The 11,221-nt window shown below is 70.6% G+C and carries 9 protein-coding genes; 4 read left to right on the top strand and 5 right to left on the bottom strand.

Annotated features, from left to right (window positions below; genetic code table 11):
* The 4 genes from E2E34_RS24850 to E2E34_RS24835 all read right to left on the bottom strand — a co-directional run.
* Window positions 1-441 (bottom strand): PhoD-like phosphatase N-terminal domain-containing protein (locus tag E2E34_RS24850; RefSeq protein ID WP_208765327.1); only part of this gene is annotated, 441 nt, incomplete at its 3' end.
* Window positions 442-526: 85 nt separating this feature from the next.
* Window positions 527-1,342 carry a DsbA family protein gene (locus tag E2E34_RS24845; protein WP_138904147.1) on the bottom strand — a complete coding sequence of 272 codons (816 nt, stop codon included), beginning with the start codon at window positions 1,340-1,342 and terminating at the stop codon, window positions 527-529.
* Between the two features lie 51 nt (window positions 1,343-1,393).
* Complete coding sequence (locus tag E2E34_RS24840; RefSeq protein WP_138904146.1) at window positions 1,394-2,089, bottom strand: hypothetical protein; 696 nt, start codon at window positions 2,087-2,089, stop codon at window positions 1,394-1,396.
* Between the two features lie 73 nt (window positions 2,090-2,162).
* Complete coding sequence (locus tag E2E34_RS24835) at window positions 2,163-3,488, bottom strand: DUF2252 domain-containing protein (RefSeq protein ID WP_138904145.1); 1,326 nt, start codon at window positions 3,486-3,488, stop codon at window positions 2,163-2,165.
* Between the two features lie 166 nt (window positions 3,489-3,654).
* Here E2E34_RS24835 and dnaE point away from each other — a divergent pair, with 166 nt between their 5' ends.
* Window positions 3,655-7,194 (top strand): DNA polymerase III subunit alpha, encoded by a 3,540-nt coding sequence (gene dnaE, locus E2E34_RS24830; RefSeq protein ID WP_138904144.1) that lies wholly within the window; start codon window positions 3,655-3,657, stop codon window positions 7,192-7,194.
* A 95-nt stretch (window positions 7,195-7,289) separates the two neighbouring features.
* On the opposite strand, the gene E2E34_RS24825 is transcribed toward dnaE, so the two are convergent.
* Window positions 7,290-7,469, bottom strand: a complete 180-nt coding sequence (locus E2E34_RS24825) for a hypothetical protein (RefSeq protein ID WP_138904143.1) — start codon at window positions 7,467-7,469, stop codon at window positions 7,290-7,292.
* A gap of 244 nt (window positions 7,470-7,713) precedes the next feature.
* Between E2E34_RS24825 and E2E34_RS24820 the strand changes: the two genes are divergently transcribed.
* The 3 genes from E2E34_RS24820 to E2E34_RS24810 all read left to right on the top strand — a co-directional run bounded on the left by E2E34_RS24820 (window position 7,714) and on the right by E2E34_RS24810 (window position 11,052).
* The gene (locus E2E34_RS24820) at window positions 7,714-9,075 is read left to right on the top strand and encodes an NYN domain-containing protein (RefSeq protein ID WP_138904142.1); all 1,362 of its coding nucleotides are present in this window, start codon (window positions 7,714-7,716) and stop codon (window positions 9,073-9,075) included.
* 151 nt (window positions 9,076-9,226) lie between these two features.
* Entirely contained in the window at window positions 9,227-10,207 is a 981-nt protein-coding gene (locus E2E34_RS24815) for an ABC transporter ATP-binding protein (RefSeq protein WP_138904148.1), read from the top strand.
* Window positions 10,204-11,052 (top strand): ABC transporter permease, encoded by an 849-nt coding sequence (locus E2E34_RS24810; protein ID WP_138904141.1) that lies wholly within the window; start codon window positions 10,204-10,206, stop codon window positions 11,050-11,052. Before E2E34_RS24815 ends, E2E34_RS24810 begins: the two co-directional genes overlap by 4 nt.
* The last annotated feature ends 169 nt before the right edge of the window (window positions 11,053-11,221 follow it).

Raw genomic sequence — 11,221 nt, 5'->3', positions numbered from 1 at the left:
ACCTACTACTTCCGCTTCACCGCGGGCGGCGGGAGACACCGCTTCGCCCGCGGTGAAGCGGAAGTAGTAGGTGGTCGCCTGGTCGAGGCCGCGCACGTCGACCTTGACGGTGTGGTCGGTGGCGGCCCGCGCGGTCGTGGTGCCCCGGGCGACGGTCTGCGAGAACCCCTTGTCGGCGGCGACCTCCCAGCCCACCGGGACATCGGGTCCCTTGCCGGAGCCGGGCACGGCGTCGGGGGTCGGGGTTATCCGGGTCCACAGCAGGACGCCGTCGGGCAGCGGGTCGCCGGAGGCGACGCCGTGGAGGAACGCGGGAGCCTGCGCGGCGGTGGCGGCGGCACTCGTCCCCGTACCGACGACGACGGGGACGGAAACAGCGGTGGCGGCAGCGGCCTTGACGACCGTGCGGCGGCTGGGAGAGGAATTGAATCGACTGGTCACGGCCGTACATTACTGATCAGTACGGCTCAAGGGTGGGCAAACGCAAGAACGTTCGCCCACCCTTGGGTGAAGTGCCGTGCGGGGCCTAGCCCTTGAGGGCCTTGTCGATCGCCGTCTTGAACTCGGCGGGCGTCATCGGCGGGTTCTTGCCGTCCGATCCGGCGACGACCTTGCCGTCCATCCTGAGCGCCGGCGTACCCTTCACGCCGCTCTTGTCGAAGACGGCCGACATCTTCAGCGCCCAGGCGTCGAACGTGCCGTCCTGCACGTTCTTCTGGAACTTCTTGTTGCCCTTGAGGGCCGCCACCTCGTCCGCCACCTTGATCAGGTAGTCGTCCTCGGCGAACTTGTCGTCCTGCTCGGCCGGGTGGTTCTTCTGCGCGTACAGCGCGCCCTTGTACTCCAGGAACGCCTCGGGGCTGACGTCGAGCGCGGCGCCCAGCGCGCTCAGCGCGTTGCGGGATCCCTCGCCGGGGATGGTCGTGTCGATGAAGGTCGCGCCGATGTACTTGACCCTGTACTTGCCGGCGTCGACGTCCTTCTTGATCGTCCCGCCGTTCGCCTGCTCGAAGGTGGCGCAGACGGGGCAGCGCGAGTCCTCGTACAGCTCCAGCGTCTTCTTCGCGTCCTTCTTGCCGACGACGACGGTGGTGCCGTTCTCGCCCTCGCTGTGGGCGGGCGTGACGACCTGCTTCTCGTTCTTGGCGGCTTCCCAGGCCGAGGGCTGGTTCGCCTGCATGACGCCGTAGCCGACGCCGCCGGCCACCGCGAGGACGCCGACGATCGACAGGGCGACGATCAACTGGCGGCGCGTCCTGTCCTTCTTGGCCTGGCGTTCGCGCTCGACGCGCAGCCGCTCGCGGGCAGCCGCCTTGTTGGCCTGGTTGTTGCGTGCGCTCATGGTCGTGTTCTCCGTACGGGAAAGAAAGGGATGAGGGGGACTGGGCCGGGCTCAGGCGAAGGCGCGAGCCGGGCGTGGTGGTCCCCTGCGTCCTACGGAGTGCACGAACAGGCGGTCCGCGCCGGCGGCGCGGACCCGGCGCGCGGGCGGCACGGCGCGGCGTACCGGCAGGCGGGCCGCGCCGGCCGCGGCGACGGCGATCAGCAGCGGCCGGAAGGTGAACGCGGCGACGCTGCGCACCAGGCGGGCGAGCGCGGCCTCGCCCCGCCGCAGCCAGGCGGCGGCGAGCAGCCCCACCGCGACATGGGCGGCGAGGAGGATCCAGGGCAGCGCCGGATCGGGGGAGCCGAGGAGGGCGGCGACGCTCTCCTCGGGCCCGGTGGCCGCGACGAGCGGAGCGCCGAGCCCGCTGCCGTCCCCGCCGCACAGCACGTCGAACCCGACCGAGCGCAGGGAGCCGGCCACCGGCCCGCCCGCGGCGCCGTAACAGAGGTGCTGCCCGGTGGTGAAGACCGTGTCGGCCGCCAGCTCCAGCGGCACGAGCAGTCCGGCGATGGCGCCGAAGCCCCGCTCGCGCCCCGCCAGCGCGTACGCGACGGCGAACACGGCCGCCGCGATCCCGGCCACCACGGTCAGCGGCAGCGGGACCCGGGAGAGCAGCACGTGGGAGGCGGCGGAGAGCGTGACGACGAGCGCGGTGAAAAGCGCCGCGCGCACCACCCTCAGCTGCGTCCCCGAAACGTCCATGGAACGTGAGTGTGCCACGGCTCGCTGTAAGGGAGCCCTAAAGCCGCCGCCGCCCGGCCGCACGCGAGGCCGCTCAGAGGCCCGGGATCCGGCCGTTCCTGAACAGGTCCACGAAGATCTGGTGGTCGGCCCGCGCCCGCGCCCCGTAGGAGTGCGCGAAGTCCACCAGCAGGTCCCCGAAGCTCTCCTCGTCGCCCGCGATCGCCGCGTCGATGGCCCGCTCGGTGGAGAACGGCACCAGCGAGTGGCCGCTCTCGTCGTCGGCCGCCGAGTGCATCGTCGCCGTCGCCCGGCCGAGGTCGGCGACGACCGCCGCGATCTCGTCCAGGTCGTCGATGTCCGACCAGTCGAGGTCCACGGCGTACGGCGAGACCTCCGCGACCAGCTGCCCCGACCCGTCCAGCTCCGTCCAGCCGAGCCACGGGTCGGCGTGCGCCTGCAGAGCGCGCTGCGAGATGACCGTACGGTGGCCCTCGTGCTGGAAGTAGTCGCGGACGGCGCCGTCGGTGATGTGCCGGGAGACGGCCGGGGTCTGCGCCTGCTTCATGTAGATGACGACATCGTTCTCCAGGGCGTCGCTGTTGCCTTCGAGCAGGATGTTGTACGACGGCAGGCCGGCGGACCCGATCCCGATGCCGCGCCGCCCGACGACGTCCTTCACCCGGTACGAGTCGGGCCGGGTCAGGCTCGCCTCGGGCAGCGTCTCCAGGTAGCCGTCGAAGGCCGCGAGCACCTTGTAGCGGGTGGCGGCGTCGAGGTCGATGGAGCCGCCGCCGGGGGCGAAGCGGCGCTCGAAGTCACGGATCTCGGTCATCGAGTCGAGCAGCCCGAAGCGGGTCAGCGAGCGGGCGGAGCGCAGGGCGCCCAGCAGCGGGCCCTCGGCCGTGTCCAGGGTGAAGGGGGGCACCTCGTCGTTCTTGGCGCCGGTGGCCAGCGAGCGGATGCGCTCGCGGTAGGCGGCGGCGTACGTCAGCACCAGCTCGGTGATCTGCTCGTCGCTGAGCGCCTTGGTGTAGCCGATCAGGGCCACGGACGCGACGAAGCGCTTGAGGTCCCAGGTGAAGGGGCCGACGTACGCCTCGTCGAAGTCGTTGACGTTGAAGATCAGCCGGCCCTGGGAGTCCATGTACGTGCCGAAGTTCTCCGCGTGCAGGTCGCCGTGGATCCACACCCGCCCGGTCCGCTCGTCGAGGTACGGGCCGCCGTGCTGCTCGCGCTCCAGGTCGGCGTAGAAGAGGGAGGCGGCGCCCCGGTAGAAGGCGAAGGAGGAGGCGGCCATCTTGCGGAACTTCACCCGGAAGGCGGCGGGGTCGGCGGCCAGGAGCCTGCCGAACGCGGTCTCGAACACGGCGAGGATCTGCTCGCCGCGCTGAGCGGCGTCTGTCTGCTGGACCGACATCGCCGGTTGCCTCCTGGTGCATGACGTTTTCGACAAAGTGGACAGGGCCTTTCCCTGTGTCCAACGCCTGACCGTACTCGTGAGTGCCCCTTCGCTGTCAGTCGGCCGACGTAGACTTCCGAGCTGTCCACCCAACCCGTCGACCGCTCTGCCGGAGGCCTTCGCCGTGACCAAGCCGCCCTTCACGCACCTTCACGTACACACCCAGTACTCGCTGCTGGACGGTGCCGCGCGGCTCAAGGACATGTTCGAGGCCTGCAACGAGATGGGCATGTCGCACATCGCGATGACCGACCACGGCAACCTGCACGGGGCGTACGACTTCTTCCACTCCGCGCAGAAGGCGGGCGTGACGCCGATCATCGGCATCGAGGCGTACGTCGCCCCCGAGTCGCGGCGCAACAAGCGGCGCATCCAGTGGGGCCAGCCCCACCAGAAGCGCGACGACGTGTCCGGTTCCGGCGGCTACACGCACAAGACGATCTGGGCGGCGAACAAGACCGGCCTGCACAACCTCTTCCGGCTGTCCTCGGACGCGTACGCCGAGGGCTGGCTCACGAAGTGGCCGCGCATGGACAAGGAGACCATCTCCCAGTGGTCGGAGGGGCTGATCGCCTCCACCGGGTGCCCGTCGGGCGAGGTCCAGACGCGGCTGCGGCTCGGCCAGTTCGACGAGGCGGTCCAGGCCGCGTCGGACTACAAGGACATCTTCGGCGAGGGCCGGTACTTCCTGGAGCTGATGGACCACGGCATCGAGATCGAGCGCAGGGTCCGCGACGGGCTCCTCGAGATCGGCAAGAAGCTGGGCATCCCGCCGCTGGTCACCAACGACTCGCACTACACCTACTCCCACGAGGCGAGCGCGCACGACGCCCTCCTGTGCATCCAGACCGGCAAGAACCTCTCCGACCCGGACCGCTTCCGCTTCGACGGCACCGGCTACTACCTGAAGTCGACCGACGAGATGTACGCCGTCGACTCCTCGGACGCCTGGCAGGAGGGCTGCGCCAACACGCTCCTGGTCGCGCAGCAGATCGACACGGAGGGCTGGTTCAAGGAGCGGAACCTGATGCCCAAGTTCGATGTGCCCGAGGGGTACACCGAGGTGACGTGGTTCCGCGAGGAGACCATGCGCGGCATGGCCCGCCGCTTCCCGAACGGCATCCCGGACGACCGGCTCAAGCAGGTCGAGTACGAGATGAAGATCATCATCGACATGGGCTTTCCGGGATACTTCCTGGTGGTCGCCGACTTCATCATGTGGGCCAAGAACAACGGCATCGCGGTCGGCCCCGGCCGCGGCTCGGCGGCCGGCTCGATCGTCGCGTACGCCATGGGCATCACCGACCTCGACCCGATCGAGCACGGACTGATCTTCGAGCGGTTCCTCAACCCCGAGCGCATCTCGATGCCCGATGTCGACATCGACTTCGACGAGCGCAGGCGCGGTGAGGTGATCAGGTATGTCACCGAGAAGTACGGCGCCGACAAGGTCGCCATGATCGGCACATACGGAAAGATCAAGGCCAAGAACGCGATCAAGGACTCCGCGCGCGTCCTCGGCTACCCGTACGCGATGGGCGACCGGCTCACCAAGGCCATGCCCGCCGACGTGCTCGGCAAGGGCATCGACCTCAACGGCATCACCGACCCCAAGCACCCGCGCTACAGCGAGGCGGGCGAGATCCGGGGGATGTACGAGAACGAGCCGGACGTGAAGAAGGTCATCGACACCGCGAAGGGCGTCGAGGGCCTGGTCCGGCAGATGGGTGTGCACGCGGCCGGCGTGATCATGTCCAGCGAGACGATCACCGACCACGTGCCCGTTTGGGTGCGGCACACCGACGGCGTGACGATCACGCAGTGGGACTACCCGAGCTGCGAGTCGCTCGGCCTACTGAAGATGGACTTCCTAGGCCTGCGCAACCTCACGATCATGGACGACGCCGTCAAGATGGTGAAGTCCAACAAGGGCATCGACCTGGAGCTGCTCAGCCTCCCGCTCGACGACCCGGCGACGTACGAACTGCTCTGCCGCGGTGACACGCTCGGCGTCTTCCAGTTCGACGGCGGCCCGATGCGGTCCCTGCTGCGGCTGATGAAGCCCGACAACTTCGAGGACATTTCCGCCGTCTCGGCCCTGTACCGGCCGGGCCCGATGGGCATGAACTCGCACACGAACTACGCGCTGCGCAAGAACGGCCAGCAGGAGATCACGCCGATCCACCCGGAGCTGGAGGAGCCCCTCAAGGAGGTCCTCGGCCTGACGTACGGCCTGATCGTGTACCAGGAGCAGGTGCAGAAGGCCGCGCAGATCATCGCGGGCTACTCGCTCGGCGAGGCCGACATCCTGCGCCGCGTCATGGGCAAGAAGAAGCCCGACGAGCTCCAGAAGAACTTCGTCCTCTTCCAGGCGGGCGCGAAGAAGAAGGGGTACTCCGACGCGGCGATCCAGGCGCTGTGGGACGTGCTGGTCCCCTTCGCCGGATACGCGTTCAACAAGGCGCACTCCTCGGCGTACGGCCTGGTCACCTACTGGACGGCGTACCTCAAGGCGAACTACCCCGCCGAGTACATGGCGGCGCTGCTGACCTCGGTCAAGGACGACAAGGACAAGTCGGCCGTCTACCTGAACGAGTGCCGGCGCATGGGCATCAAGGTGCTCCCGCCGAACGTGAACGAGTCCGAGTCGAACTTCGCCGCGCAGGGCGACGACGTGATCCTCTTCGGCCTGACCGCCATCCGCAACGTCGGCCAGAACGTCGTGGACTCGATCATCCGGTGCCGCAAGGCGAAGGGGAAGTACAGCTCGTTCCCCGACTTCCTCGACAAGGTCGAGGCGGTCGTGTGCAACAAGCGGACCGTCGAATCCCTCATCAAGGCCGGCGCGTTCGACGAGATGGGCCACACCCGCAAGGGCCTCGTCGCGCACCACGAGCCGATGATCGACAACGTGGTGCAGGTCAAGCGCAAGGAGGCCGAGGGGCAGTTCGACCTCTTCGGCGGCATGGGGGAGGAGGAGAGCGACGAGCCGGGCTTCGGGCTCGACGTCGAGTTCTCCGACATCGAGTGGGAGAAGTCGTACCTGCTCGCGCAGGAGCGCGAGATGCTCGGCCTGTACGTCTCCGACCACCCGCTCTTCGGTCTTGAGCACGTCCTGTCGGACAAGGCCGACGCCTCGATCTCGCAGCTCACCGGCGGCGAGCACTCCGACGGCGCGATCGTCACCGTCGGCGGCATCATCTCGGGCCTCCAGCGCAAGATGACCAAGCAGGGCAACGCCTGGGCGATCGCGACCGTCGAGGACCTGGCCGGCTCCATCGAGTGCATGTTCTTCCCGGCGACGTACCAGCTCGTGTCGACCCAGCTCGTCGAGGACACGGTGGTCTTCGTCAAGGGGCGGCTCGACAAGCGCGAGGACGTGCCGCGTCTGGTCGCGATGGAGCTGATGGTCCCTGACGTCTCGTCCGCGGGCACCAACGCGCCCGTGGTCCTGACGATCCCCACGGTCAAGGTGACGCCGCCGATGGTGACCAAGCTCGGCGAGATCCTCAAGCACCACCGGGGCAACACGGAGGTGCGGATCAAACTCCAGGGGGCGCGCAAGACCACCGTCCTGCGGCTCGACCGGCACCGCGTGCAGCCGGACCCCGCGCTCTTCGGCGACCTGAAGGTGCTGCTCGGCCCGTCCTGTCTGGCGGGCTGAGCGCAGGCGCGCATGCGAGAGGGGGCGTACCCGTCGTCACGGGTACGCCCCCTCTCGCCATCATTACGTGCTCAGCTACTCATCACACCGTGTGATCAGTTGTGGCCGAAGCGCCGCTGGTGCTTGCGGGCCACGTCAGTGGGGCTGCCCTGGGCGTGCGTCTGCGGCTGGGCGTGGGACTCGAAGGCGCTGTCCTTGGCCTGCTCGGTTCCACGGGCCGCCGAGGACGCGCGGTCCTGAGTGGCGCCCTGCTTGCGATTCTTGTTCTTGGCCATGGTGCTGCCTCCTGTGGGGGTTCTGGGGGCCAGGGCCGGGACCAGATTCACACAGGAGGACATAGCTCGCATTTTGGATCATTACCGTGCGTAATTGGGGTCGTGGCGTGGCAACTTCGGCGTCCGCCACGCCGATGATCGAGTTCCGGCCGTTAACCCTCACGCAGTCGGGCAGACTCCAAGGAAGCCCGAAGCACTCCCGAATCCCCGAAGCACCTTTCGATCCCGAGGTTCCCGAAAGAGGGTGGAACGCGTGGACCGCTGCGTCGTCCTGGTGGACGCCGGCTACTTGCTGGGCGCCGCCGCGAGCCTGCTCGCCGGAGAACCGGCCCGCTCCCGCATCACGGTGGATCACGCGGCTCTCATCCAGGGCCTGCGCGAACGGGCCGAGGCGGACACACAGCAACCGCTGTTGCGCATCTACTGGTTCGACGGCGCACCCGACCGCGTCCCCCAGCCCGAGCACCGGCGGCTGCGCGTCATGCCGCGGGTGACGGTCCGGCTGGGCGCCCTGACCCGCAGCGACGGGCGGTGGGCGCAGAAAGGCGTCGACGCGGCGATGCACGCCGAGCTGACGGAGCTGGCCAGAAATCGCGCCTGCTCGGACATCGTGCTGGTGACCGGGGACGGGGATCTGCTACCGGGGCTCATGTCCGCCAAGGAACACGGAGTGGCGGTGCACCTGTGGGCGGTCCAGGCCGCCGACGGGGACTACAACCAGTCCGAGGACCTGGTCGCCGAGGCCGACGAGCGGCGCGTCCTCGACCGCGCCTGGATCACCCGGGCCGTACGGCCCAAGGACCTCACCGGGGTCTGCGCGCCGCCGCCCGTCCCGCGGCCGGAAATCGCCGCGATCCTGTCGGCGCCCCTGCCGGAGTCGGCGCTGGCCGCCTCGGCGGAACGCGCGGAGCGCGCGGCCCGGGAACAGGCGCGCGGCGGCGCGGACGCCCCGGGCACCACCGCGCCGAACGGCACCCCCGGGACGGCGGCCACTGAGGCCCCCGCACCGGCTCCCGCCCCCGCCGCCGCCGACGGCTGCGAGGAGCCGCACCCGGCGCACGGCACGCGCGGCGTGCCGACCCCCAAGGACCTCGCCGGTCTGCGCGGCCCCGGCGCGCAGGCGGCGCAGCATCCGCATCCGAACGGGACCGCGCAGTCTGCGCCGGCGATCGCCGCCGGGGTGACGCTGCGCTGGTCGTCCGACAAGGGCTGGGCCGAACGCCCGGGCGGCGGCCACCTCGGCGAGCCGCCCGAGACCGCCTCGCTCCCGACCCTGGCGCAACTCACCAGCGCCGAGCAGCGCTGGGCGGACCGCGAGGAGGACATCACCACGGTCGGCGGCGACCCCTTCGAGGTCGGCCAGGTCTTCGCCCGGCGGTGGATGGAACGGCTCCCCGACCCCGGCCACACGCAGAAGCTGTCGACGATGTACCCGAGGATTCCGCACCGCATCGACGGTGAACTGCTGCGCTACGCGGCGAGATTCGGCCTGCTCGCGCACAAGGACGACCAGATCGACGAGCACGACCGGTACGCGATCAGGGCGGGCTTCTGGCGCGAGATCGACGTACGGGCGGCGGCGGAACACGCGACGACGGGGGAGTAGGGGCCGAAGCGGCGGCAGCACCCCGGGGTGTCAGGGGGCACCCCCGTTTCCGGAGCCGACACCGCCCCGGGGAAGGCGACCGGCCCACAACCCCGTAGGCTCGTCCCTCGTGAGTACGGGTACAGCGCAGGCGCGACGCGGCACGGGAGTCGTGTGTGCCGTGCGGGACCTGGTCAAGACATATCCCGCCGCACGCGGCCGCCGAGGCGTGCCCGCGACGCCGGCCGTGCGGGCCACCGACGGGATCTCCCTCGATGTCCACCGGGGCGAGATCTTCGGGCTGCTCGGCCCCAACGGCGCGGGCAAGTCGACTCTCGTACGGCAGCTCACCGGGCTCATGCGCCCGGACTCCGGCGGCGTCGAACTGCTCGGGCACGACCTCGTCCGGCATCCCGAGCGGGCCTCGCGGCTGGTGGCGTACCTCGGACAGGAATCGACCGCGCTCGACGAGCTGACCGTGTCGCTCGCCGCCGAGACGACCGGACGCCTGCGCGGGCTCACCGCGAAGGCCGCACGGGCCGAGCGGGACGACGTACTCGACGAGCTCGGCCTCGGCGACATCGCCGGGCGGCCGCTCAAGAAGCTGTCCGGCGGTCAGCGCCGGCTCGCCTGCTTCGCCGCCGTACTGGTGGGCGAGCGGCCCGTCCTGATCCTGGACGAACCGACCACCGGCATGGACCCCGTCGCGCGCCGCGCGGTGTGGGCGGCCGTCGACCGCCGGCGGGCGGAGAACGGCGCGACCGTGCTGCTCGTCACGCACAATGTCATCGAGGCCGAGACGGTCCTGGACCGCGTCGCGGTGCTGGAGAGCGGCCGGGTCATCGCGTGCGACAGCCCGGCGGGGCTCAAGTCGCGCGTCGCCGGCGAGGTGCGGCTCGACCTCGTCTGGCGGGAGCGGGCGCCGCTGGACGTGCCCGAGGTCGCCGCGCTGCGCGAATCGGCGCAGGAGTCCGGGCGCCGCTGGGTGCTGCGGCTGTCCCCCGACGAGGCGCGCGCGGCCGTGGCCGCCGTCACCGGGGGCAAGGCGTTCGCGGCGCTCGACGACTTCACCCTCGCGACGCCGAGCCTGGAAGACGTCTACCTGGCACTCGGCGGAAGCACGAACGGTACGAAGGGGCTGGTCAAGGCGTGAGTGTCGTGCCTGCGGAGGCGGAGACCGGCTCCACGCGGATCCGGGTGGCGAGGGGCCGGGACGACGACGCCGGTGCGGCCGGTGACGTGCCCGCGCCGCTCGCCCCCCGCGCGCGGCTGCTGCCGTCGCTCACCGCCGTCTACCGGGCGCAGCTGTCCCGGGCGCGGGTGGCCCGCATCCCGCTGCTCTTCGTCGCCACGTTCCAGTCCGTCGGGATCATGGTCCTGATGCGCGGGGTCGTCGACGGGGGCGACGAGGCGCGGGCCGTGGTCGCCGGGTCGAGCGTGCTGGTCGTCGCGTTCGTCGCGCTCAACCTGCTCGCCCAGTACTTCGGACAGCTGCGTGCCAGCGGCGGCCTCGACCACTACGCCACGCTGCCGGTGCCGCCCGCCGCGGTGGTACTCGGCGCGGCGGCGGCGTACGCCTCCTTCACCGTGCCGGGCACCCTCGTCACGGCCGTCGTCGGGTGCGTCCTGTTCCAGCTGCCGCTCACCCACCTGTGGGTGCTGGCGGCCGTCGTGCCGCTGGCCGGGGCGGCGCTCGCCGGGCTCGGCGCGGCGCTCGGCCTGCTCGCGCCGCGCCAGGAGCTGGCCACCCTGCTGGGCCAGCTCGGCATGTCGGCGGCTCTGCTGCTCGGGGTGCTGCCCGCCGAACGGCTGCCCGTGCCCATCTCGTACGCCCGGGACCTGCTGCCGTCGACGTACGGCGTCGAGGCCTTCGCCCGGACCTTCGACACGCGTCCGCACTGGCCGTCGGTGGTCCTGGACCTGGGGGTGTGCGCCGCCGTGGGCGTCGTCTCGCTGGCGGTCGCCACCTGGGCGTACCGCAGGGCCGCGGTCCGCTAGCCGGTCCGCGCCGTCCGGCCGGCGGGCCCGAGCGCGGTCCGGTGCGGCACCGGCCCCCGGGGCCTGGCACGATGGCAGGGTGACCGCTCCTCTGACGCCGCCTCACCACCAGCCGTCGAACGACCCCTGGCAGAAGTCCGAAGCCGGGGCCGCTCCCCAGCCCCCGAAC

The organism is Streptomyces albidochromogenes (assembly GCF_005981925.1).
GTDB classification, from domain to species: Bacteria; Actinomycetota; Actinomycetes; order Streptomycetales; family Streptomycetaceae; genus Streptomyces; species Streptomyces albidochromogenes.
The sequence above is the reverse complement of the archived record's forward strand: the minus strand, read 5'-3'. Positions and strand labels throughout refer to the sequence as shown.

What these genes read in the sequence shown, in the direction of transcription:
- E2E34_RS24845 (WP_138904147.1), bottom strand. Translation starts at nt 1,342, where the DNA reads ATGAGCGCACGCAACAACCAGGCCAACAAGGCGGCTGCCCGCGAGCGG.
- E2E34_RS24840 (WP_138904146.1), bottom strand. Translation starts at nt 2,089, where the DNA reads ATGGACGTTTCGGGGACGCAGCTGAGGGTGGTGCGCGCGGCGCTTTTC.
- E2E34_RS24835 (WP_138904145.1), bottom strand. Translation starts at nt 3,488, where the DNA reads ATGTCGGTCCAGCAGACAGACGCCGCTCAGCGCGGCGAGCAGATCCTC.
- E2E34_RS24825 (WP_138904143.1), bottom strand. Translation starts at nt 7,469, where the DNA reads ATGGCCAAGAACAAGAATCGCAAGCAGGGCGCCACTCAGGACCGCGCG.